We start from the raw sequence: 23,107 nt of genomic DNA, 5'->3' as shown, positions 1-23,107 counted from the left end.
ACGGCAGGGAAACCGCGTCCGGCTGCGGCTTGCATCTTGTCCCGAAAAGGGGCAAGGTGTAACCGAATGGTATTACTTGAGGTCCGCTCATGAGCGACAAGAAAGGCAAGGATTCGGACAGCGGCAAACTGCTCTACTGTTCCTTCTGCGGCAAGAGCCAGCATGAGGTGCGCAAGCTGATTGCCGGTCCGTCGGTATTCATCTGCGATGAGTGCGTGGAGCTGTGCAACGACATCATCCGCGAGGAGATGCAGGAGCAGGGCGCGGTCGCGGGCAGCAAGTTGCCTCGTCCTCATGAGATCAAGCAGATCCTGGATGAATACGTCATTGGGCAGGAGCGGGCCAAGAAGATCCTGTCCGTAGCGGTGTACAACCACTACAAGCGCCTGGAGGCTCGTGGGGGCAAGGATGAAGTCGAGCTGGCCAAGAGCAACATCCTGCTCATCGGTCCCACCGGTTCCGGCAAAACCCTGCTGGCCGAGACCCTGGCACGCCTGCTGAACGTGCCCTTCACCATCGCCGATGCCACCACCCTCACCGAGGCGGGCTACGTGGGCGAGGATGTGGAAAACATCATCCAGAAGTTGCTGCAGAAATGCGACTACGACGTGGAGAAGGCCCAGACCGGCATCGTCTACATCGACGAGATCGACAAGATTTCCCGCAAGTCCGATAACCCCTCCATCACCCGGGATGTCTCCGGCGAGGGTGTGCAGCAGGCCCTGCTCAAGTTGATCGAAGGCACCGTCGCTTCGGTCCCGCCCCAGGGTGGCCGCAAGCACCCCCAGCAGGAGTTCCTGCAGGTGGATACCCGCAACATCCTTTTCATCGTGGGCGGTGCCTTTGCGGGGTTGGAGAAGGTCATTCGCGACCGCACCGAGAAGGGCGGCATCGGTTTTTCCGCCGAGGTCAAGAGCCGCAACGACGCCCAGTCTTCCAATCAGCTGCTGTTCGGTGTGGAGCCGGAAGACCTGATCAAGTTCGGGCTGATCCCCGAGTTCGTGGGCCGTCTGCCTCTGGTGGCGACGCTGGAAGAACTGGATGAGGACGCCCTGGTGCGCATCCTCACCGAGCCCAAGAATGCCCTGACCAAACAGTATCGCAAGCTGTTCGATATGGAAGGGGTGGAGATCGAGTTCCGGGAAGATGCCCTGCGCGCCGTGGCACGCAAGGCCATGGAACGCAAGACCGGTGCCCGTGGCCTGCGGACCATCCTGGAGCAGGTGCTGCTGGACACCATGTACGAGATCCCTTCGGTGGAAGGTGTTTCCAAGGTGGTGGTCGATGATGCCGTGATCATGGGTGATGCCAACCCCTATCTGATTTACGAAAATTCCGATTATCAGAAGGCCGCCTCGGACTGAGTGCCCGCCCCCTGGTCCTCGGATGCGTTGCTTTCCGACGGATGTCAGGGTGGTATCCGGACTATGACGCAGCGCCATGCCCCACTCCCGGCGTGGCGCTGTGTCGGTTGCTAGCCTGTCTTGATTGTTTCTCCCTCCCTTTACTCGATTTGCAGCCTTTTGTCGCCCGGCGCCTTGATTTCCCGGGGAACATACCCATCAAATAGGTTATGGCGGATTGCCAATCCCGGGTCGGCCCCGGTCTTGGTGAAATCTATCACCAAATCCTTATTGAGAGACGAACACCATGGATAATGATCAAAAACCCCAGGCAGCCATGGACGACCCGATTCAGACCGTTCCCGTGCTGCCCTTGCGTGATGTGGTGGTCTATCCCCACATGGTCATCCCCCTGTTCGTCGGTCGGGAGAAGTCCATCCGGGCCTTGGATACGGCCATGGCTGCGAACAAGCAGATCCTTCTGGTGGCCCAGAAGAGTGCCGAGGTGGATGAGCCTTCGGCAGAGGAGATCCATCGCGTAGGAACCCTGTCCTCCATCCTGCAATTGCTCAAGCTGCCCGACGGCACCATCAAGGTGCTGGTGGAGGGCTCCGAGCGTGCCCGTGTGATCGAACTGACGGATGCCGAGGAACACTTCACCGCCCAGATCACTCGGGTGGCACAGTTGCCGGGCGGGGATGAGCGGGAGATGGAAGTGCTGACCCGTTCGGTCCTGAACCTCTTTGATCAGTATGTGAAACTGAACAAGAAGATCCCGCCGGAGATCCTGACCTCCCTGGCCGGCATTGATGACGCAGCACGGCTGGCGGATACCATCGCCGCTCATATGTCGCTGAAGATCGAGGAGAAGCAGAAGATCCTCGAGATCGATGACGTGCGTGCCCGCCTGGAACACCTCATGTCCATGATCGAGGGCGAGATCGACATCCTCCAGATCGAGAAGCGCATCCGCGGTCGCGTGAAGCAGCAGATGGAGAAGAGCCAGCGGGAGTATTACCTCAATGAGCAGATGAAGGCGATCCAGAAGGAGCTGGGTGACATGGAGGATGCCCCCAACGAGCTGGAGGACCTGCAGCGGCGTATCGATGACGCCGGTATGCCCAAGGAGGCCAAACAGAAGGCCCAGAACGAGCTCAACAAGCTCAAGATGATGTCCCCCATGTCCGCCGAAGCCACCGTGGTGCGCAACTACGTGGAGTGGCTGGCCAACATGCCCTGGAAGAAGCGCAGCAAGGTGCGCAATGATCTGGCTGAGGCCCAGCGGGTGCTGGATGAGGATCACTACGGTCTGGAAAAGGTCAAGGAACGGATTCTGGAATACCTGGCCGTGCAGCAGCGGGTGCGCAAGCTCAAGGGCCCGATCTTGTGCCTGGTGGGGCCGCCGGGGGTGGGCAAGACCTCCCTGGGGCGCTCCATCGCCCGGGCCACCAATCGCAAGTTCACCCGCATGTCCCTGGGCGGGGTGCGTGACGAAGCCGAGATCCGCGGCCATCGTCGCACCTATATTGGCGCTTTACCCGGCAAGATTGTGCAGAACCTCTCCAAGGTGGGCACCCGTAACCCCCTGTTCCTGCTGGACGAGATCGACAAGATGGCCATGGATTTTCGCGGCGATCCGGCCTCGGCTCTGTTGGAGGTGCTGGACCCGGAACAGAACAGTACCTTTGCGGATCATTATCTGGAAGTGGATTTCGATCTATCGGATACCATGTTCGTGGCCACGGCCAACAGCCTGAACATCCCCGGCCCCCTGCTCGATCGCATGGAAGTCATTCGACTGCCCGGCTATACCGAGGACGAGAAGACCAATATCGCCCATAACTATCTGTTGCCCAAGCAGATGAAGAACAATGGCCTCAAGGATGGGGAACTGGTGGTCAATGAGGGCAGCATTCGTGACATCATCCGCTTCTACACCCGGGAGGCGGGGGTGCGTAACCTGGAGCGGGAGATTTCCAAGATCTGCCGCAAGGTGGTCAAGGAGCATCTGCTCAAGGGTACCGAGCGCAAGACCCAGGTGACGCCGAAGAATCTGGATAAATATCTGGGTGTGCGGCGCTTCCGTTACGGTCTGGCCGAGGAGCATGACCAAGTGGGTCAAGTCACCGGCCTGGCCTGGACCGAGGTGGGTGGTGAGTTGCTGACCATCGAGGCCGCCGTGGTCCCCGGCAAGGGCAAGTGCCTGCATACCGGCAAGCTGGGTGATGTGATGCAGGAGTCCATCCAGGCCGCCATGACCGTGGTACGCAGTCGTTGCCGTACCCTGGGCATCGCCGAGGATTTCTACGAGAAGAAGGATATCCATATCCACGTGCCGGAAGGGGCGACACCCAAAGATGGTCCCAGTGCCGGTATCGGCATGTGCACGGCCATCGTCTCGGCCCTGTCGGGTGTCCCGGTGCGGTCCGACGTGGCGATGACCGGCGAGATCACGCTGCGGGGTGAAGTCCTGCCCATCGGCGGTCTCAAGGAGAAGCTGCTGGCCGCCCATCGGGGTGGTATCGAGACGGTGATCATTCCCAGGGAGAATGAGAAGGACCTGGTGGATATCCCCAAGAATATCAAGAGCAAGCTGGAGATCCGCGCGGTACGCTGGATCGATGAGGTGCTGGCCATTGCCCTCAAGGAGCGCCCGACGGCAGATGAAGGGGATAAGCCGAAAAAGCCTGAGGTGGTCTCCAAGGGGGCGGAGGAGGCCACGAAGCGAGGAGGGGTGCCCCACCATTGAGTCCGTCCGACTGATGGAGGGCACGGCAGGCAGGTCATAAGGCGCGGCGGCTGGAAGAGTCATGTTCTTCCGGCCGCCGGTTTCCGTTCCGGAACCTTCTGGAGCGCCGTCTGCCGACCGTTTCAGCGCAGGATGAAGCCTTGTTGACAGGTCCGAAATCCGCTTGGTATAAAGTCCGCGTTCTTGTCGCAGCACCCATAACTATACCTAGAACCTTTCATTGCCCGAGTCATGGCGCCGACCACGAGAGTCAGGCGCATCCGTACGTGTTTTTCTCCAGACTCGCGCGACTCTCACACCACTTCTCCACCCTCTGCCCAAGCGAAGGTAAAACTGAATGAATAAATCCGAACTGATTGACGCCGTAGCCAGCTCCGCCGATCTTCCCAAGGCAGCGGCTGCGCGCGCGGTGGATTCCATGATCGACGTGATTTCTGCCACCCTGCGTCAGGGTGATCAGGTGACGATCGTCGGATTCGGGACCTTCCTGGTGCGCAAGCGTGAAGCCCGTAGCGGCCGCAATCCCCGCACCGGCGAGACCATCGAGATCGCGGCTTCCAACGTTCCGAGTTTTAAGGCTGGTAAAGCGCTGAAGGATGCTGTAAACTAGCGTGCTTTAGATGGGTGCTTAGCTCAGCTGGTAGAGCGTCGCCCTTACAAGGCGAATGTCGGGGGTTCGATCCCCTCAGCACCCACCAAGGTTCTTTACAGCAGTATCTGGAGCGGTAGTTCAGTTGGTTAGAATACCGGCCTGTCACGCCGGGGGTCGCGGGTTCGAGTCCCGTCCGCTCCGCCATCTATCGAAAAGGGCGCCTCAGGGCGCCCTTTTTTATTGCCCCGTCTCTGCATGTCCGCCCCGCTTATCCGGTATCATGTCGGTCATTTTCCCAATGGCAGACTGATAGCTTCTTCTCATGCTCCTGAAAATTCGCGACAAAGCCAGCGGCTGGTTGGCCTATGCGATCATCATCATGATCGCTATTCCCTTCGCCCTTTGGGGTGTGCATGAATACTTCGGCGGTGGCGCCCGTCTGGTGGCCGTGGAGGTGAACGGGGTGGAGATCACCACCCGGGCCCTCCAGCGAGAGGTACAGCAGCAAAGGCAGCAGGTGGCTCAGTTCTTCGGCGGGCGACTGCCGCCGGAGTTGGTGGATGACGAACGCCTCAGGGAAAATGCCCTGCAGACCCTGATTCGTAGGGAGCTGATGCAGCAGGCAGTGGCCGCTCAGGGTTTCCGGGTCAGCCAGCAGGCCGTCGCCCGTGAACTGGCGGGCTTTGAGGCATTCCAGCGGGACGGTGTCTTTGACCCGGTCCGGTATACCCAACTCCTGGAGGCCCAGCGCATCAGCCGTGGTGCTTTCGAGCAGGATGTGGCCATGGGGTTGCTGATGGAACAGTTCGAGGGCGGGGTCAGGATCTCCGCCTTTGTGACCGATGCCGAGGTGCGCGAATATCTGCGTCTGCGGGATCAGGAACGGGATCTGAGCTATTTCGTCATCCCGGCGGCGGAATATGCCGCGGGCGTGGAGATCAGCGACGAGGACGTTCAGGCCTACTATGCGGCCCATGGTGACCGCTTCCGGACGCCGGAGCGGGTGCGTCTGGAGTATCTGCTGCTGGATCTGGAGCAGTTGGAGGCCCGTATCACGCCCAGCGAGTCTGAACTGCGCCGCCACTATCAGCAGCAGATCGACCGCTTCACGACCCCCGAGGAGCGGCGTGCCGCCCATATCCTGGTCCGGGTCGGCGCCGACGCCGACGCCGATGCGGTGGCCGATGCCCGTGCCCGTGCCCAGGCACTGCGCGCCCGGGTGAGCGGTGGTGAGGATTTTGCTCGGGTGGCCGCGGATGCCTCGGAAGACCGCCTGACGGCAGCGCGGGGAGGGGATCTGGGTTATGTCCAGCGGGGTGATCTGGGGCCGGCCCTGGACGGGGTGCTGTTCACCCAATCCGTCGGTGACCTGAGTCAGCCGGTGCGAACCAGCGAAGGCTTTCATCTGATCCTGCTGAGCGATATCGAACGGGCCTATTCGGAGCCGTTTGAGAATGTGCGCGAGCAGGTGGCGGAGGAGCTGCGTGCCCGGCAGGTGGAGTCTCGTCAGATTGAGCTGATGGAGCGCCTGCTGACCGAGAGCTATGAGCACCCTCGCAGCCTGGATGCGGCCGCCGATGCCACGGGTCTGGAGATCCGTCGTTCCGACTGGATGACCCGTGACCAAGGGCAGGAGCTGGGCAGCTTCCCCATGGTGCGGCAGGCCGCCTTCAGCCAGGAGGTGCTGCAGGAAGGGCGTAACAGCGATCTGATCGATCTGCCCGATGGCCGTTCCGTCGTGGTGCGCGTGTCGGCGCATGAGCCGGCTGCACCCCGTGCCCTGGCTGAGGTAGCAAACGAGATCCGGGCGCTGATCCGGCGTGAACAGTCAGGCCGTCTGTCCCGGGAGGCCGGTGAGCGGGTGCTGGAAGCCTTGCGTGATGGTGGGGATCTGACCACGGTGGTGGAAGGACTGCCGGGTAGCCTGGAGCAGCATCGCACCATCACACGGGACAGTACCGATGTGCCGGGAGGGATCATCACGGCAGCCTTCGGTCTATCGGCCTCGGGCGCGGCGGGTATGTCCCTGGATAGCGGGGATTATGCCCTGGTGAAATTGCATGCAGTGAGGGATGTGGAACCTGGACGTGCCGAACTGGCACGGGCCCGGAGTCATCTGGAAGGGCTGTATGGGGCGCTGGACTTCGAGGCCGTGTTGAACGCCATGGAGGCCGAGGCCAAGATCAAGATCCATCGAGACAATCTGTGAGTCTGACCCCTGTTCGCCGGCAAGCCGGCGAACAGGGGTGGGTGGATCAGACCTCCGCCGGACCCAGGCCCAGGGTGCTGTAGCCGGAATCCACGTAGGTGATCTCGGCCGTGATGCCTGATGCCAGGTCCGAGCACAGGAACGCAGCGGCATTGCCCACCTGCTCGATGGTCACGTTACGTCGCAGCGGCGCGTTCTTTTCCACGTGGTCCAGGATCTTGCGGAAGTCGCCGATGCCGGCGGCCGCCAGGGTGCGGATGGGGCCGGCGGAGATGCCGTTCACCCGGATGCCTTCCGGACCCAGGGTGTAGGCCAGGAAGCGCACATTGGCCTCCAGGCTGGCCTTGGCCAGGCCCATCATGTTGTAGTTGGGCATGGAACGCACGGCGCCCAGGTAGGACAGGGTGAGAATAGCCCCTTCACGACCCTGCATCATGGGGCGGGCGGCCTTGGCCAGGGCGGCCAGGCTGTAGCTGCTGATGTCATGGGCGATGCGGAAGGCCTCTCGGGACATGCCTTCCAGGAAATCGCCTTCCAGGGCTTCCTTGGGTGCGAAGGCCACCGAGTGTACCAGCCCGTCCAGCCCGTCCCAGTGCTTGCCCAGTGCCTCGAACAGACCGGTGATCTCTTCGTCGCTGGATACGTCGCAGGGCAGCACGATGCTGGAATTGAATTCCGCCGCCATCTTCTCGACCCGCTCCTTCAGGCGATCATTCTGATAACTGAAGGCGAGCTCGGCACCCTGACGGGCCATGGCCTTGGCAATGCCGTAGGCGATGGAGCGATTGCTGGCGAGGCCGACGATCAGTACACGCTTGCCTGTCATGAAGCCCATGCTGTGGTCTCCTGATGATGTTGTGATTAGGTTTTTCAAGGCGGGCATGATACTACGACTGCGTGCCCGCCGGGTCCTGATCGGGAAACTTGTGGGACCCACCGCAATCTCTATACTCTGGACCGGTCACGCACCCCGAGAAGAAACCTCGATCCATGGAAAAGCGCTTCACGTCCAAAGATGTCGTCCTGATGGCCTTCCTGCTGGGGATCACCTTGCTGGTGGTGCTGCTCATGTACCAGGTGGATCGGCAGTGGAACCGGCTGTCCGAAATGCAGCGGTCCATGCAGGAGCAGGCCGACGACATGCGGCGCATGCGAGCAGTGATGCAGTCCCTGGATGCACGGCTCAGGGCAGGGGTCATTGCCGCCCAGGACGGCGGTCCGGATGCCCACGCAGAAGTGCCGCCCGCCTTCGAGCGGGCCTTGGCCGCCGCCCGGCAGCCGGACTATGCCCAAGGCGACTGGCTGGTACGGGCCTTCGGCACCGGCCTGGCCACGCTGACCCCGCTGGTGTCCTCCGACGCCTATTCCGCAGAGGTGCAGAGCTATGTCCTGGAGTCCCTGCTGGTCCGTGACCCGGACACGCTGGAATGGCAGGGGCTGCTGGCCCGGGACTGGTCCTTCAGCGAGGACGGCCTGACCATCACGTTCCAACTTCGGGAGGGGATCGAGTTCTCCGACGGTGAGCCGCTGACCGCAGCGGACGTGGTGTTCACCTACGATTTCATCATGACCGATGCCATCGCCGCCCCCCGGGCGCGGGCCTTCCTGGAAAAGCTGGAGAAGGTGGAAGCCCTGGGACCCCATGAGGTGGCCTTCACCTTTTCCGAGCCCTATTTCAACAGCCTGTCCCTGGCGGGCGGCCTGCAGATCCTGCCCCGGCATTTCTACGCCCCTTTCCTGGAGAATCCCCAGCGGTTCAATCAGTCCCGTGGCCTGCTGATGGGCTCCGGTCCCTATCGGTTGGCGGACCCCAGGGGCTGGACTCCGGACCAGGGCCTGGTGGAGCTGGAACGCAATCCCCGCTACTGGGGACCGGTGGACCCGCCCTTCAACCGCCTGCTGTGGCGGGTGATCGAGAACGACAGCGCCCGTCTGACCACCTTCCGCAATCAGGAACTGGATGTCTATGGCGCCCGGCCGCGGGAATATGAGCAACTGCTCAATGATACCCGCCTGCGCCAGCGCACCCACCACTTCGAGTACATGAGCCCCACCGCCGGCTATTCCTACATTGGCTGGAACCAGGAGCGGGACGGCCTGCCCACCCGGTTTGCCGATCAAAGGGTACGCCGGGCCATGAGCCATCTGACGGACATCCAGCGGGTTATCGACGAGATCATGCTGGGCTATGCCGAGCCGGCGGTGAGCCCCTTCAATCCCCGCAGCCCCCAGCATGACCCCAACCTTGAGCCCTATACCTTCGATCTGGAGCGGGCACGCGCCCTGCTGCGGGAGGCGGGCTACGAGGACCGCAACGGGGACGGCATCCTGCAGGATACGGATGGCAAGGCCTTCGAGTTCGACCTGGTGTTTTTTCAGGACAACGAGGATACCCGCCGCATGGTGCTGTTCCTGCGGGATCTCTATGCCCGTGCCGGCATCTTGATGCGGCCCCGGCCCACCGAGTGGTCGGTGATGCTGGACCTGCTCAACCGCAAGGACTTCGATGCCATTACCCTGGGCTGGACCAGCGGGGTGGAGACGGATATCTACCAGATGCTCCATTCCAGCCAGACCGTGTCCGGGGGGGACAACTTCATCAACTATCGCAACCCGGTGCTGGATGCGGTGATCGAGCGGGCCCGGGCCTCGGTGGATGACGAGGAACGCATGGCCATCTGGCACGAGGCGGAGCGCATCCTGCACGAGGATCAGCCCTATACCTTCCTCATGCGCCGCATGACCCTGGCCTTCATCGACGAGCGTATCACCAACCTCCAGGAGACCCGGCTGGGCCTGAACCTGACCAGCATCCCGGTGGAGATCTACGTGCCGGCGATCCAGCAGAAGTACGCCCGCTGACCATGCCCCGCGGCATCCACGCAGACCCCGGGGCCCGGCCATGCTGACCTATATCGTCCGTCGCCTACTGCTCATGTTTCCCACCCTGATCGGGATCACCGTGGTGGTGTTCGTGGTCATGGCGGCCGCCCCCGGCGGCATCAGTGCCCAGTCCCTGGTAGACGGCATGAACCTGGAACCTCAGGCCAAGAAGGCCCTGGAGGACTATTACAACCGCATGTACGGCCTGGATCAGCCGGCGCCGGTGCAGTATCTACGCTGGCTCAACAATGTCTCTCCGGCGGGTTTCACCTTTGATGGGGAGGGCGCGGTGAGCGGCTTTTCCCTGTTCAAGGGTTCCGAACTGGGGACCAGTTTCCGCTACGGGCGCCCGGTGGGGGATCTGATCGCCGAGCGTCTACCCATCACCCTGCTGCTCAATATCCTGTCCATCCCCATCATCTACGTGATCGCCATCGCCGTGGGGGTGCAGGCGGCCACCCGCCGCGGGAGCAGCTTTGATACCGGCTCCGGGATGGTCCTTCTGGGTCTGTGGTCCGTGCCCACCATGTTGGCTGGGGTGCTGCTGATCGGGTTCTTTGCCTCGGAACAGTTCTGGCGCTGGTTTCCCACCGGCGGCATCAATCGTCGCGAGGCCCTGGACATGCCGTTCCTGCCGCACTGGACGGTGGCGACCGACCTGCTCCTGCTGTTCCTGCTGGCCGGGCTGTGTGCCGCATTGATGATCTGGGTGGCCCTGAAGTCGGCCCGTCACTGGCGCATCCCGGCCGGGGCGATCCTCGGCGGTGGGCTGGGCGTGCTGATGGCCGCCGGGGTGTCGGCCTCCGGCTTCGGCCTGCCGCATCTGGTCATGATGGTGCTGGTGGGGGGGCTGGTAGGCCTGGTGGCGGCTTCCGGTTTCACCGGTTTGCGGGTCGGCATCCTGGGTCTGCTGGGTATGGGCGTGGGGATCGGTCTGGCGGCGGAGCTGGCCCAGGGGGAGTTTGTCCGGGGGTTCCTGCTGGATCGGGCCTGGCACCTGATCCTGCCGGTGCTCTGTCTGTCTTACGGCGGTTTCGCCTTTCTGGCCAAGTTGACCCGCGCGGCGGTGCTGGAAAACCTGCTGTCCGACTATGCCCGCACCGCCCGGGCCAAGGGCGTGGCGGAAAAGGATGTGCTCTGGCGCCATGTGTTTCGCAATTCCCTGCTGCCCCTGATCACCGTCTCAGCCACCCTGCTGCCCAGCCTGCTGGCGGGATCGGTAATCGTCGAGACCATCTTCTCCATTGACGGTATGGGCAAGCTGGCGGTGGAGGCGGTACAGACCCGTGACCGGGAACTGGTGTTGTCGGTCACCCTGATCAGCGGCGTGCTGACGCTGGTGGGCTATCTGCTGGCGGATCTGTGCTACGCCATTGCGGACCCGCGGGTGAGCTATGACTGACACGGTGCCGGACAAGATGCTGACGCCCCCCGCCCGCCGCTCCCGCAGCTACGGGGCCCAGGTGGCCAGGGAGGTCCTGCTGCGCTGGGGTGCCCGGGTGGGGCTGGCCTGGATCGGCATCCTGGCGGCGGCGGCGGTGTTTGCCCCCTTCCTGGCCAGCAGCCATCCCTGGCTGATCCTGGAGCAGGGCACCTGGTCCAGCCCGGTGCTGCGCTATCTGACCGCCACCGACGTGACCTTGATGGCGGGCTTCTGCACCGGCCTGGTGCTGTTGTTTCTGAGTATGTCCCTGTCACGGAAGCTGCTGATCCTGTCGGGGGTGCTGGTGCTCAGTGGCGGACTCAGCGCCTTCACCGTTTCGCCACCCAAGCTGGTGATCTATGAGCAGTACCGGGAGGCGGAGGCGGCCGGGCAGTACGACCGGGTGCTGCGTGCCCCGATCCCGTATTCGCCCAAGGACTATTTGCGGGACTTTGGCGATACGGGTCTGGAGTCGCCCCTGGCCGATGAGCGACGCCGACACTGGCTGGGTACGGAGGAAAACGGCGCCGATGTGCTGTCGCGGATGGTCCATGCCTCACGCATTGCCCTGGCCATCGGCTTCATCGCCACCGGCATCGCCCTGGTGATCGGCGTCATCGTGGGCGGTCTGATGGGGTACTTCTCCGGCATCGTGGACATGATCGGGATGCGTATCGTTGAGATCTTCGAGGCCATCCCCACCCTGTTCCTACTGCTCACCTTTGTCGCCTTTTTCGGCCGCAGTCTCTACATGATGATGATCATCATCGGCATTACCTCCTGGTCCGGGTATGCCCGTTACGTGCGCGCCGAGTTCCTCAAGCTGCGGGAGCAGGACTATGTGCAGGCGGCGGTGGCCTGTGGCCTGCCGCTGCGCTCCGTGCTGTTCCGACACATGCTGCCCAACGGCGTGGCCCCCATCCTGGTGGCGGCCAGCTTCGGGGTGGCCTCGGCGATCCTGGCGGAGGCCACCCTGAGCTTCCTGGGGCTGGGGCTGGTGGATGACCCCTCCTGGGGGCAGATGCTCAACCAGGCGGTGCAGTCCTCTTCCTTCAACTGGTGGATGGCCGCCTTCCCCGGCGGGGCCATCTTCCTCACCGTGTTTGCCTACAACCTGGTGGGCGAGTCCTTGCGGGATGCCCTTGATCCCTATCTGAAGAAGAAGGCCTGAACATGCTGCTGGAGGTCAAAAACCTGCAGACCCATCTCCAGGCCGGCGGCCGGACCGTGACGGCCGTGGATGAGATCAGCTTCGGTATCGAGCGGGGGGAGACCTTCTGCCTGGTGGGGGAGTCGGGCAGCGGCAAGTCGGTCACGGCCCTGTCGGTGATCCAGTTGCTGCCCCGGGATATCAGTCATCACCCCGGCGGGCAGATCCTGTTCCAGGAGCGCCGTGCGGACGGCAGCCAAAGGACCGTGGACATGCTGCGTCTGCCCGAGGCAGAACGCCGCCGCATCCGCGGTGCCCGCATGAGCATGATCTTCCAGGAGCCCATGACCTCCCTGAATCCGGTGTTCACGGTGGGCGAGCAGATCATGGAAGTGCTCAGGCTGCACCGTTCGGACCTGTCGGAGGCCGAGACGCGGGAGCGGGCCATCGAGGCCCTGGCCCAGGTGCAGATCCCCCATCCTGCCGAACGGGTGGATGAGTTTCCCCATCGTCTTTCCGGCGGGCAGCGCCAGCGGGTGATGATCGCCATGGCCATGGCCTGTGAGCCGGATCTGCTGATCGCCGACGAGCCGACCACAGCCCTGGATGTGACGGTGCAGGCGGAGATCCTGCGTCTGATGCGGGAACTGCAGGATCGTAACGGCATGGCCATGCTCTTCATCACTCATGATTTCGGCGTGGTGGCCCGGATGGGGCACCGGCTGGGCGTGATGCGTCTGGGCCGGCTGGTGGAAGAGGGGACCGTGCAGCAGGTCCTGCACCGGCCGCAGCATGCCTATACCCGGCAACTCATCGATGCCCTGCCGGAGAACCTCAGCCGGCGCCGGGCTGCTCAGGGGCCGGCCCGGGCTGCCGGGAAAACGCCGGAGGCGCCGCTGATCCGTCTGCAGGACCTGCAGATCCATTTCCCGGTGCGCAAGGGACTCATGCGTCGGGTGGTGGATCATGTGCGGGCGGTGGACGGGGTGAGCCTGGATATCCCCAAAGGGCAGGTACTGGCCCTGGTGGGGGAGTCAGGCTGCGGCAAGACCACCCTGGGTCGGGCGATCATCCGGTTGCTGGAACCCACCGGCGGACGCATCCTGTTTGCCGGGGAGGACATCACTCGTCTGCCGGCCTCGGCTATGAAGCCCTACCGCCGGCGCATGCAGATCATCTTTCAGGACCCCATGTCGTCCCTCAATCCCCGCCTGACCGTGGCGGCCACCCTGACCGAACCCATGGCCGTGCACGGGATCGGCAAGGATCGGGAGGAGCGGCTGGCCATGGCGGCCCAGGTGCTGGAGCAGGTACAACTGCCGGTGGAAAGCCTGTGGCGTTATCCCCATGAGTTTTCCGGGGGGCAGCGCCAGCGTATCGGCATTGCCCGCGCCCTGGTACTGGAGCCGTCCTTCATCGTCTGTGACGAGGTGACCAGTGCCCTGGATGTCTCCGTGCAGGCGGAGGTGCTGCAGATCCTGAGCCGCCTTACCCGGGAGCGGGGGCTGACCCTGCTGTTCATCACCCACAATATCGGGGTGGTGGAATACCTGGCGGATACCATGGCGGTGATGTATCAGGGGCGGGTGGTGGAGCAAGGGGAGGCCCGCCGGATCTGTCGGCAACCCGAGCATGAATACACAAAGAAGCTGCTGTCGGCGGTGCCGCGGGTAACCCTGGACTGAGGCGGGCGAACGAGGTGTGCCTGCCACTGAGGACGTGCGCGCTTACCGGGTCGGCATCTCGATGTTGACCACCATGCGGACACCCGCCACTTCCAGCAGGTCGTCCTGTTGCAGCGGGTGCCGACCATGGCCCTCGACCGGCCGGTGATTGATCAGAGGCGGGCCCAGTTCGGCTTCCAGGGGCTGCAGGAATAGCTGTCCTTCATCGCGGATCAGTGCGACCACCTGTCGTCCCGGTTCACCCAGGGCATTCACGGCCGACAGCAGATCCAGATGTCTGCCTTGGTTGCGTCCACTGAGGATGCGCAGGGTGACGCGTGGCGCCGCCATGTCCATGTGCTCGTCGTCGGACGATGAGGCCGCCGCCTGTGCCCGGGTGCCGCGGATCTGGTGACTGATCTCACGGCCTGCCAGGATGGGCGGCATCCCCGGTGTCGCCAGGCGCAGGATATAGGTGCCGTCATCCGGGGATTGCGCCTCCGGTTCCTGTTGCGAGGCCTGCCGGCTCAGCCGGAAACGGAGACGATATTTGCCGATGATGATGAAATCACCATCCTGGATCGTGGCTTCCCGGATCTTTTCGCCGTTGACGAAGGTACCGTTGGTGCTTTCAAGATCGTGCAGGGTGGCGATGCCTCGGTAAAACCGGAGGCGGGCGTGGTGGCCGCTGACCGAACGGTCATCCAGGCGGATCAGATTGCCCTGCCGGCGACCGATGGTCGTGGTGCCTTCCTGCAGCGGATATTCGCCGGCGGGCCGGCGGTTGATGTATGCCTGTAGATAAGCCAAGGAATCCTCCTCGCAGATCCCCCGTCCAGATGATGGCCAGGGGCTTTTTCAGAACTTCCCTAATTCATCATGAATTCCATGCGTACTCCCGCGACGTCGATGATGTCATGGTTTCTGAGCGGGCGCGCCTGGGTGGTGAAATCGGTACCATTGAGCCGGGGAGGGGTTTTTCTGGAGCCGCCCTCAACGTGCGTGATGTAGTAGTCCGTGCCGCGACGCAGGATCGCTGCGACTTGCACGCCGGGATGACCCAGGGTGGTCACGGACTTGGTAATGGGCAGTTCACGGCCTGCGTTGGCGCCGCTGAGTATCTGAACCCTGGCCTTGCACAGGGTCAGGGTGGGATGCGTGACGAGCGCTTTCCGGCCGGCGACGGGGGCGTCGGCCGTAGCCTGGTTGACAGGGGTCGGGGATGGGAGGGGGGCCGAGGTAAGGATCAGTGTCTCGTCACCGCTATGGCGGTTGTCTTCCCTGGGCGCGCTGACCTGGGTAAAACGGATCTGGTAGTTCCCGATGGCGATGACGTCCCCTTCCTGCAGTACCCGCTTGCGAATCCGGATGCCATTGACCAGGGTGCCGTTGGTGCTGCCGAGGTCTTCCACCAAGGCATCATTGAGCAGGCTGATCACCTGGGCATGGTAGCCGCTGACGGCCAGGTTATTGAGCCGTATGTCGTTGTCCGGTCGACGGCCGATGCTGAGGGTTTTCTGTCCCATGGGATACTCACCGATCAACGTATCGCCACAGGAAAGACAGAGTCTGGACATGGTTGACGCCTGCGCCTCCTGCAAATCAACGCCAGAATTTGATCACGCGTCGGTACCAGGGCATCCGACGGGTGAGCGGCAAGGCGGGTTTTGCCAGTACGACGGAGATGTTGTCCCGCCCGCCGTGTTCGTTGGCCTTTTGCACCAGCAGGTCGGCCGCCTGCCCCAGGTCGGAAGGGTGCTGGCGCAGGACATCCTCGATGAAAGCATCTTCCAGCATGTCGTTCAGGCCGTCGGAGCACAGCAGGTAAATATCACCGGGTAGCACCATTTCATCCCGGATATCCACGGCCACGGTGCTGTCGATGCCCAGCGCACGGGTGACCAGGTTGCGGTTGACCGATACCCGTGCCTCCTGATGGGAATAGAAACCCCGATCCACCATTTCCTGGATCAGGGTGTGGTCCGTGGTCATCTGCTCCAGGCGATCTTCCCGAAAACGATAGATTCTTGAGTCACCGACGTGGGCCAGGATCACCCGGTGGTGATTGAACAGGGCCATGACCAGAGTGGTGCCCATGCCGGCATGACCGGCATGGTCCCTGCCCGCCTGCTGGATGGCCATGTTGGCATTGATGATGGCCCGCCGGACGGCGAGGCTGCGATCCAGAGCGACAGTATCCCCGGTTCGGTGGTCGGGGGCGGTTTTTTTGAGGCACTGCTTGAGATTCTGCAGCACCGTGTCCACCGCCAGACGGCTGGCGACCTCGCCCGCCAGGTGGCCACCCATGCCGTCGGCGACCACGACGATACCCAGTTGAGGGTCTTCTCCGATGCAGTCCTCGTTATGGGGCCGGATTTTCCCGGGATGGGTGCGGCCGACGATCTGGAGGGTTTCGGAAGAGTGCATGGCGGCTGCTGGGTGCATCGGGCAAAGGGGGAAGTCCGTGTCCCCAGATCATAGGCGGGCGCGCTTCCAGATGCTATGTGTCTTGCTCCGAAAGGTATCGGCATGCCGCTGAAGCCGCCTCGGCGGGCGGCGTCGTCAGCTTTCCTGCGGATGGCCATCCAGGTGGAGATGAAGCTGCTGACCGGGGCGAATCAGATGCCCATCCAGTTGGTTCCAGACCTGGATATCGCTGACCCGAACCCCGAAGCGCCGGGAAATGGAGGACAGTGAATCGCCGGGACGAACCGCATAGGTCAGGGTGTTTCCGCGGGCGGCGCCGGTTGCCATCGCTGCGGGTTGCGCTGCCGCCGTGGTCGTCCCCGCCTGCCGTATCAGCAGGGTCTGGCCCGGGCGCAGGGTGGCGTCACTGCTGATGCGGTTCCAGGCCGCCAGCTCCTGCAAAGAAACGTCATAGGTCCTGGCGAGGGCCCAGAGGGTGTCACCCGGTTGTACCCGGTGATGGAGGGTGTTGTGGGTCCGTGAAACCGACCGGCCCTCGTCCTGCCGGGCCGTAACAGTCTCGGGGGAGGGCTCTGCGGTGGGGATGAGGAGATGATCCCCGACCCGGATTATGTGGCTCCGCAGTTCATTGGTCCGTTGCAGGAGCGCGATGGTGGTGTTGTAGCGGGCGGCGATGTGTCCCAGTGTCTCACCGGGCTGAACCCGGTGCCGCAGCCAGGATACGCGCTGTTCCCGGGGCAGGGCGGCGAGGGCGATCTGGAAGGGCTCCACGCGATCCAGCGGCAGGAGCAGGTGATGGGGGCCTTCCGGGTCCGTGGCCCAGCGGTGGAACCCGGGGTTGAGTTGCGTGATGTCATCCAGGGACAAGTCAGCCAGTTCCGCGGCGATGCTCAGTTCCAGTTGTCCGCCCAGTTCCACCAGTCCCAGACGTGGCTCGTCCGGCACGGGCCAGAGGCCGACCTGGTAGTGCTCCGGGTCGGTCACGATGGCCTGCAGGGCCAGCAGTCTGGGGACGTAGTGCTGGGTCTCCCGCGGCAGGTCCAGATTCCAGTAGTCGGTGGGCTGTCCGAGTGATTCATTGCGGGTGATGGCCCGGCTGACGGTGCCTTGTCCGGCATTGTAGGCCGCCAGGGCCAGCAGCCAGTCGCCGTTGAAGCGCTCGTGCAGTTGGGTGAGGTAGTTCAGGGCCGCGTGGGTGGAGGCATGAATGTCCTTGCGGCCGTCATACCACCAGTTCTGATGGAGACCGAAGTGACTGCCCGTTGAGGGGATGAACTGCCAGATGCCCGCTGCCTGCCCCGAGGAATAGACATCGGGGCGATAGGCACTTTCCACCACCGGCAGCAGCAGCAGTTCGGCAGGCAGATCCCTGGCCTCGATTTCTTCCAGGATATAGTGGAGGTAGGGTTCAGCTCTGGCCAGGACCTGGCCCAGATAGTCGGAGTTGGCTTGGTGCCACTGGATGTAATGCAGCACCCGTTCGTGGTCCCGCTCATCCGGCAGGGCAAAGCCTTGACGCACCCGGCCCCAAAGCCCTTCGTCCACGGCCGGCGCCGGCGAGGTGTGGGTAAGCGGCCTTGCAACCTCGATACGGGGCTTGGGCTTGGTGGCCGCCCCCCGGGAAGGGGTGGCCGTGGTTGTCTGACTGGTCTTGGCGGCAGGGTCTGCCCCGGTGAGAACCGGGCCGTCCTGAGCGGAGGGTCCTCCATCCATGCTGGCACAGGCCGACAGTAACAGCGCCGCTGCCCCCAGCAGGGCGCCCCCAAGACCTTTCGGCTTGTTCTTTTTCATAGGGGAGCTAGGATAGCGGGGCATCCCCGTGCCCTCAACCCTGCGGGACACTTATTATCACTGGCCATGTCCCCCCGGAAAACTCTATGCTCCACTCATGTCGTTACCCAGAACTTCATGTGCCCGGCAGCGGGAATGCCTGCGAGTCTGGTATGGGTCTGCGCCGGGGCAAGCCATGCAGGCTGCCTTGCAGTCCCACCTGGACCGCTTTGTGCCGCAACTGTTCGGCTATCATGCTCTGCAGATAGGGCACTTGAGCCCGGATCATGATCTGCTGAGCACCAGCCGGATCAATCATAGGGTGCGCCTGGAGTGTGAGCCCGGCCAGGGGGATCTCAGTGCCCTGGCCGACGCCCTGCCCATTCTTACGGACAGCATGGATCTGGTGTTGCTGGTGCATTGCCTGGAGCAGGTGGAAGATCCCTATCAGGTTCTGCGTGAAACGGACCGCATCCTGGTGCCCGAGGGGCATGTCCTGATTATCGGTTGCAATCCCCTGAGCCTGCCGGGACTGTGGGGGCAGCTGCCCGGGCGCTCCGGCAGCAAGGGAGGGCCTTGGTCCGGTCATTGTCATGCGACGGGGCGGGTGAGGGACTGGCTGTCCCTGCTGGGTTTCGAAGTCCTGGCGCGTGCCTACGCGGGCTTTCGCCCCCCGGAGGGGCGTTCCGGGTTCCGGGTTCGCCTGCGGGTGGTAGAGTCTCTGGGGGGGCGTCACCTGCCCTACCTGGGTGGCGCCTACGTGATCCTGGCCCGTAAGCGCGTGGCCAATGTGATGCACTTGCGGACACGCTGGCGGCCGTCCCGAAGCATGGTGCCCAGTGGCCTGGCCAGTCCCTTTTGTCGGAGAACGGATCGTGACTGATGTGGTGGAAATCTTTACCGATGGTGCTTGTCGTGGGAACCCGGGGCCCGGCGGCTGGGGGGCATTGCTGCGTTTCGGGGGCCATGAAAAACGGCTCAATGGGAACGAGCCCCAGACCACCAATAATCGCATGGAGCTGATGGCCGCCATCGCTGCGCTGGAATTGCTCAAGCGCCCTTGCGTGGTGGATCTGACCACCGATTCCCAGTATGTCAAAAACGGGATCAATCAGTGGCTGCCCAACTGGAAGCGGCGCGGCTGGCGTACCGCGGCCGGTGAGCCGGTGAAGAATCAGGACCTTTGGCAGCGCCTGGATGAGGCGGCCTCACGGCATCAGGTGCGCTGGCACTGGGTGCGGGGGCATACCGGACATCCCGAGAACGAGCAGGCCGACCGCCTGGCCAACGAAGCCATTGATGCCCTGCGGGTGAAGTGAGGAAAGATCGTGAGTCTGCAAGCCAATGACCGGATCGTGATCCTGGATACGGAGACCACCGGCCTGGATCCGTCCGATGGTCATCGCATCATCGAGATCGGCTGCGTGGAGATGGTGCGGCGTCGTCATACCTCGTGCCACTATCATCAGTACCTGCAGCCGGACCGGGAAGTGGATGCCGGTGCGGTGGAAGTCCATGGCATCACCAATGAGTTTCTCGTCGATAAGCCGCGCTTTGCCGACGTGGTGGAGGACTTCATCGAGTTCGTGCGCGGGGCGGAGCTGATCATCCACAATGCCCCCTTTGACGTGGGCTTCATCAACCACGAGCTGTCGCGACTGGAGGGTGACCGGGGGCGGCTGGAAGATTACTGCACCATCACCGACTCCCTGGTGATGGCGCGCAAGATGCATCCAGGCCAGCGCAACAGCCTGGATGCCCTGTGCAAGCGCTACCAGATCGACAACTCGGGCCGGGAACTCCACGGCGCACTGTTGGACGCCCGCATCCTGGCGGAGGTCTACCTGGCCATGACCGGCGGGCAGAAAAGCCTGTCCCTGGGCGTGGAGTCGGAGGGGCAGGGGACCCGGACCGCAGACACGCGCATCCGCCGCCTCCCGGCCGATCGGCCGCCGCTGGCGGTCATCCGTCCCGGTCAGGGGGAGCTGGAGGCCCATGAGGCCTATCTCAAGGTGCTGGCCAAGGCTGGGGAGCTCCCGAACTGGTAACTCCCCTCGGTGGAGGATCGGTCACGGCGCTAGCGCGTCACGGTCTTGACCACCCGCGCCTTCTCCCGCTGCCAGTCCCGTTCCTTGGAAACGGCCCGCTTGTCGTGTTCCTTCTTGCCCTTGGCCAGGCCGATTTCCAGCTTGGCGCGGCCGCGTTTCCAGTACATTGCCAGCGGCACCAGGGTATAGCCCTTGCGCTCCACCTGCCCGATGAGCTTGTTGAGCTCCGCCCGGTGCAGCAGCAGCTTGCGGGTGCGCATGGGGTCCGGGTGGATATGGGTGGATGCCGTGGTCAGCGGGGTGAGATGGGCACCGAACAGCCAGGCCTCTCCGGCCTTGATCAGGACATAGCTCTCGCTGAGCTGCACCCGTCCGGCCCGCAGGCTCTTGGCCTCCCAGCCCTGCAGGGCCAGACCGGCCTCGAAACGCTCCTCGATGAAGTATTCGTGCTTGGCCTTCTTGTTCAGGGCGATGGTGCTGCCGCCCGGGGCATTTTTTGATTTTTTGCTCATCGGGCGATTATAAACGAGCTGTTTCATCCAATGGACTGTCATCCTCATTTTCCCACGCACGCTTCGCCGCCTGCGACAGGCGGAAAATTGACGATCCGGGGGAGGTAGGCTGTTGAGCCGTGGCGGTAAATTCCGCAAAATGCGTCGATCGCGTGGGGGGGAGACCATCAATGAGAAGAGAAAGCTCGATTCATGGCCAGTGGTCCTCGAAGCTGGTGTTCGTGCTGGCGGCCACCGGGTCGGCGGTCGGTCTGGGTAATATTTGGCGCTTTCCCTATATCGCCGGAGAGAACGGCGGCGGCGCTTTCGTGCTCATCTATCTGGCCTGCATCCTGCTGATCGGCCTGCCGATCATGATGGCGGAAATCGCGCTGGGCAGGCGCGGGCGGCAAAGCCCCATCAACACCATGGCCACCCTGTCCCGGGAAGAAGGGCTGCATCGGGCCTGGGGGTTCGTCGGCTGGCTCGGCGTGGCGGCGGGTTTCATCATCCTCTCTTACTACAGCGTGATCGCCGGCTGGTCGCTTTCCTATGTCTTCAGGGCCGGCGGCGGTGCCTTCACCGGCCTGGACGCGGACGGGGTCAGGGGCATGTTCGAGTCGTTGGTGAGCGATCCCGAACGGCTGCTGGCCTGGCATACCCTGTTCATGATCATGAATGTCCTGGTGGTGGCCAGGGGGGTGCGCTCCGGCCTTGAGAAGGCCGTCAAGTTCCTCATGCCGGCGCTGCTCGGATTGCTGCTGCTCCTGGTCGGCTATTCCATGAGTCAGGGGCATTTCATGGAGGGGGTCAGCTTCCTGTTCAAGCCGGACTGGAGCGAAGTGACCGGCGACACCATCCTGTTGGCCATGGGGCAGGCCTTCTTCACCCTTAGCCTGGGCATGGGCGCCATCATGATCTACGGCTCCTATCTGAGCTCCAGGGCCTCCATCTTCAAGACCTCTGCCATGGTGGTGTCGGCGGATACCGCCGTCGCCCTGCTGGCAGGTCTGGCCATTTTCCCCATCGTTTTTGCCGGCGGTCTGGCACCCGGTGAAGGCCCCGGGCTGATCTTCATCACCCTGCCCATGGCCTTTGCGGAGATGCCGGGCGGGTTGGTCTTCGGCACCTTGTTCTTCCTGTTGCTGGTCACGGCGGCCTGGACCTCATCCATTTCCCTGATGGAGCCGGCGGTGGCCTGGCTGGTGGAAAATCGGGGCCTTGACCGGCCCATGGCCGCGGTGATCGTGGGCGGGATCGCCTGGTTCCTGGGGTTGGGTACGATCCTCTCCTTCAGCCTGTGGTCCAACCCCATCGGCTTCAATCTGACCCTCGGGGGTGAAGCCCTGTTCATCGGCGGCACCCTGTTCGAGATGGCGGATTACCTGACCTCCAATATCATGCTGCCCCTGGGCGGCCTGCTGATCGCCCTGTTCGTGGGCTGGCGCATGACCCAGCGTTCCGTGGAGGACGAACTGGGTCTGCACAGCCGGGCCTTTTTCAGGGCATGGTATTATGTCCTGCGCTTCGCCGCCCCGATCGGCATCCTGCTGGTCTTCCTCAAGGCGGTCAATCTCATCTGATATCCAGGGGAGCTTCATGCCTTCCATAAGTCGTCATGCGCTGGTGCCTTATACGCCCAAGGAGATGTTTGATCTGGTGAATGACGTGGAGGCCTATCCGCGCTTTCTACCCGGGTGCCGCAGCTCGGCTGTGCTGTCGGCCAATGAGGATGAGGTGAAGGCCAGCATCGAGCTGGCCAAGGGTGCCGTGGGCAAGTCGTTCACCACCCGTAATCGGCTGCAGCGCAACAAGATGATCGAGATGCGGCTGGTGGAAGGGCCGTTCCGGCATCTGGAGGGTTTCTGGCGCTTCGATGCCATGAGTGACACCGCCAGTCGGGTGTCCCTGGATCTGGAGTTCGAATTTTCCAACCGGATCATGAGCATGGCCTTTGGTCCGATATTCCATCAGCTCGCCAATACCCTGGTGGACTCCTTCGTGAAGCGGGCACGGGAGGTCTACGGTGTCCGATGAACGGCTCCGGGTGGAGGTTGCCTATGCCCGCTCCGACCGGCAGTGGGTCCTGGAGGTTTCTCTGCCCCAGGGCGCAACGGTGGAAGACGCCATCCGCGAGTCCGGTATTCTGGACAAGGTGCCGGAGATCGACCTGGCGGTGAACAAGGTGGGTGTCTACGGCAAGCTCGCCAAGCTCAATGCCGTGCTGAACCAGCGTGACCGGGTGGAGATCTACCGGCCATTGATCGCGGACCCCAAACAGGTCCGCAAGAAGCGTGCTGCCGAAGGCAAGGCTATGAAGAAAGGCGCAGGGGAGGCCTGACGCCTCCCCCCTCATGC

Annotated in this window: 20 protein-coding genes and 2 tRNA genes; 16 read left to right on the top strand and 6 right to left on the bottom strand. The window is 63.1% G+C overall.

All coding sequences use genetic code 11. The annotated features are described in order from the left end of the window. Positions 1–89 precede the first annotated feature (89 nt). The 6 genes from clpX to LQ956_RS00400 all read left to right on the top strand — a co-directional run bounded on the left by clpX (position 90) and on the right by LQ956_RS00400 (position 6,893). The gene (gene clpX, locus LQ956_RS00425; RefSeq protein WP_238620982.1) at positions 90–1,364 is read left to right on the top strand and encodes an ATP-dependent Clp protease ATP-binding subunit ClpX; all 1,275 of its coding nucleotides are present in this window, start codon (positions 90–92) and stop codon (positions 1,362–1,364) included. A 286-nt stretch (positions 1,365–1,650) separates the two neighbouring features. Beyond that, complete coding sequence (lon, locus tag LQ956_RS00420; protein ID WP_238629130.1) at positions 1,651–4,092, top strand: endopeptidase La; 2,442 nt, start codon at positions 1,651–1,653, stop codon at positions 4,090–4,092. A gap of 337 nt (positions 4,093–4,429) precedes the next feature. Next, positions 4,430–4,702: an HU family DNA-binding protein gene (locus tag LQ956_RS00415; RefSeq protein WP_238615876.1), complete on the top strand. Its 273-nt coding sequence runs from the start codon at positions 4,430–4,432 to the stop codon at positions 4,700–4,702. Between the two features lie 12 nt (positions 4,703–4,714). Further along, a tRNA-Val gene (locus LQ956_RS00410) sits at positions 4,715–4,790 on the top strand. A 21-nt stretch (positions 4,791–4,811) separates the two neighbouring features. Further along, positions 4,812–4,888: transfer RNA gene (locus LQ956_RS00405), tRNA-Asp, on the top strand. Between the two features lie 118 nt (positions 4,889–5,006). Further along, positions 5,007–6,893 (top strand): SurA N-terminal domain-containing protein, encoded by a 1,887-nt coding sequence (locus LQ956_RS00400; RefSeq protein ID WP_238620984.1) that lies wholly within the window; start codon positions 5,007–5,009, stop codon positions 6,891–6,893. A gap of 46 nt (positions 6,894–6,939) precedes the next feature. On the opposite strand, the gene LQ956_RS00395 is transcribed toward LQ956_RS00400, so the two are convergent. Next, positions 6,940–7,728, bottom strand: coding sequence for an enoyl-ACP reductase FabI (locus LQ956_RS00395; protein ID WP_238620985.1), 789 nt, complete (start codon positions 7,726–7,728; stop codon positions 6,940–6,942). A 155-nt stretch (positions 7,729–7,883) separates the two neighbouring features. On the opposite strand from LQ956_RS00395, the gene LQ956_RS00390 reads away from it, so the two are divergent. Genes LQ956_RS00390 through LQ956_RS00375 form a run of 4 tightly spaced genes read left to right on the top strand, consistent with a single transcriptional unit; the run spans position 7,884 to position 14,034 of the window. Then, positions 7,884–9,755 (top strand): peptide-binding protein, encoded by a 1,872-nt coding sequence (locus LQ956_RS00390; RefSeq protein ID WP_238620986.1) that lies wholly within the window; start codon positions 7,884–7,886, stop codon positions 9,753–9,755. Positions 9,756–9,795: 40 nt separating this feature from the next. Beyond that, a complete protein-coding gene (locus tag LQ956_RS00385) occupies positions 9,796–11,178 on the top strand; it encodes an ABC transporter permease (protein WP_238620987.1) in 1,383 nt (460 codons plus the stop codon). Between the two features lie 16 nt (positions 11,179–11,194). Next, on the top strand, positions 11,195–12,370 hold the full coding sequence (locus LQ956_RS00380) for an ABC transporter permease (protein ID WP_238629129.1): 1,176 nt from the start codon (positions 11,195–11,197) through the stop codon (positions 12,368–12,370). A 2-nt stretch (positions 12,371–12,372) separates the two neighbouring features. After that, entirely contained in the window at positions 12,373–14,034 is a 1,662-nt protein-coding gene (locus tag LQ956_RS00375) for an ABC transporter ATP-binding protein (protein ID WP_238620989.1), read from the top strand. Between the two features lie 42 nt (positions 14,035–14,076). Here the strand turns inward: LQ956_RS00375 and LQ956_RS00370 are convergent, their stop codons facing one another. The 4 genes from LQ956_RS00370 to LQ956_RS00355 form a co-directional block, all read right to left on the bottom strand. After that, positions 14,077–14,823: an FHA domain-containing protein gene (locus tag LQ956_RS00370; protein WP_238620990.1), complete on the bottom strand. Its 747-nt coding sequence runs from the start codon at positions 14,821–14,823 to the stop codon at positions 14,077–14,079. A gap of 59 nt (positions 14,824–14,882) precedes the next feature. Beyond that, positions 14,883–15,590: an FHA domain-containing protein gene (locus LQ956_RS00365; RefSeq protein ID WP_238629128.1), complete on the bottom strand. Its 708-nt coding sequence runs from the start codon at positions 15,588–15,590 to the stop codon at positions 14,883–14,885. A 25-nt stretch (positions 15,591–15,615) separates the two neighbouring features. After that, on the bottom strand, positions 15,616–16,440 hold the full coding sequence (locus tag LQ956_RS00360) for a Stp1/IreP family PP2C-type Ser/Thr phosphatase (RefSeq protein WP_238620993.1): 825 nt from the start codon (positions 16,438–16,440) through the stop codon (positions 15,616–15,618). Positions 16,441–16,575: 135 nt separating this feature from the next. Next, a complete protein-coding gene (locus LQ956_RS00355; protein WP_238620994.1) occupies positions 16,576–18,231 on the bottom strand; it encodes a LysM peptidoglycan-binding domain-containing protein in 1,656 nt (551 codons plus the stop codon). A gap of 175 nt (positions 18,232–18,406) precedes the next feature. Between LQ956_RS00355 and LQ956_RS00350 the strand changes: the two genes are divergently transcribed. From LQ956_RS00350 to dnaQ, 3 genes are read left to right on the top strand one after another with little or no spacing between them, the layout of a single operon-like run. Beyond that, complete coding sequence (locus LQ956_RS00350; RefSeq protein WP_238620996.1) at positions 18,407–19,093, top strand: class I SAM-dependent methyltransferase; 687 nt, start codon at positions 18,407–18,409, stop codon at positions 19,091–19,093. Beyond that, a complete protein-coding gene (rnhA, locus tag LQ956_RS00345; protein WP_238620997.1) occupies positions 19,086–19,529 on the top strand; it encodes a ribonuclease HI in 444 nt (147 codons plus the stop codon). Before LQ956_RS00350 ends, rnhA begins: the two co-directional genes overlap by 8 nt. A 9-nt stretch (positions 19,530–19,538) precedes the next feature. Further along, positions 19,539–20,258 carry a DNA polymerase III subunit epsilon gene (dnaQ, locus tag LQ956_RS00340; protein WP_238620998.1) on the top strand — a complete coding sequence of 240 codons (720 nt, stop codon included), beginning with the start codon at positions 19,539–19,541 and terminating at the stop codon, positions 20,256–20,258. Between the two features lie 29 nt (positions 20,259–20,287). Here the strand turns inward: dnaQ and smpB are convergent, their stop codons facing one another. After that, a complete protein-coding gene (gene smpB, locus LQ956_RS00335) occupies positions 20,288–20,770 on the bottom strand; it encodes an SsrA-binding protein SmpB (protein ID WP_238620999.1) in 483 nt (160 codons plus the stop codon). A 170-nt stretch (positions 20,771–20,940) separates the two neighbouring features. On the opposite strand from smpB, the gene LQ956_RS00330 reads away from it, so the two are divergent. The 3 genes from LQ956_RS00330 to LQ956_RS00320 are packed head-to-tail and all read left to right on the top strand — an operon-like array spanning position 20,941 to position 23,090. After that, complete coding sequence (locus LQ956_RS00330; protein ID WP_238621000.1) at positions 20,941–22,332, top strand: sodium-dependent transporter; 1,392 nt, start codon at positions 20,941–20,943, stop codon at positions 22,330–22,332. Positions 22,333–22,348: 16 nt separating this feature from the next. Further along, positions 22,349–22,786: a type II toxin-antitoxin system RatA family toxin gene (locus LQ956_RS00325; RefSeq protein ID WP_238621001.1), complete on the top strand. Its 438-nt coding sequence runs from the start codon at positions 22,349–22,351 to the stop codon at positions 22,784–22,786. Next, a complete protein-coding gene (locus LQ956_RS00320; RefSeq protein ID WP_238621002.1) occupies positions 22,776–23,090 on the top strand; it encodes an RnfH family protein in 315 nt (104 codons plus the stop codon). The genes LQ956_RS00325 and LQ956_RS00320 overlap by 11 nt, the downstream gene beginning before the upstream one ends. The last annotated feature ends 17 nt before the right edge of the window (positions 23,091–23,107 follow it).

The sequence above is a fragment of the Ectothiorhodospira lacustris genome (genome assembly GCF_022227845.1).
Lineage (GTDB): Bacteria > Pseudomonadota > Gammaproteobacteria > Ectothiorhodospirales > Ectothiorhodospiraceae > Ectothiorhodospira > Ectothiorhodospira lacustris.
Note: the sequence above shows the minus strand (reverse complement) of the source record. Positions and strands in the feature narration are given on the sequence as shown.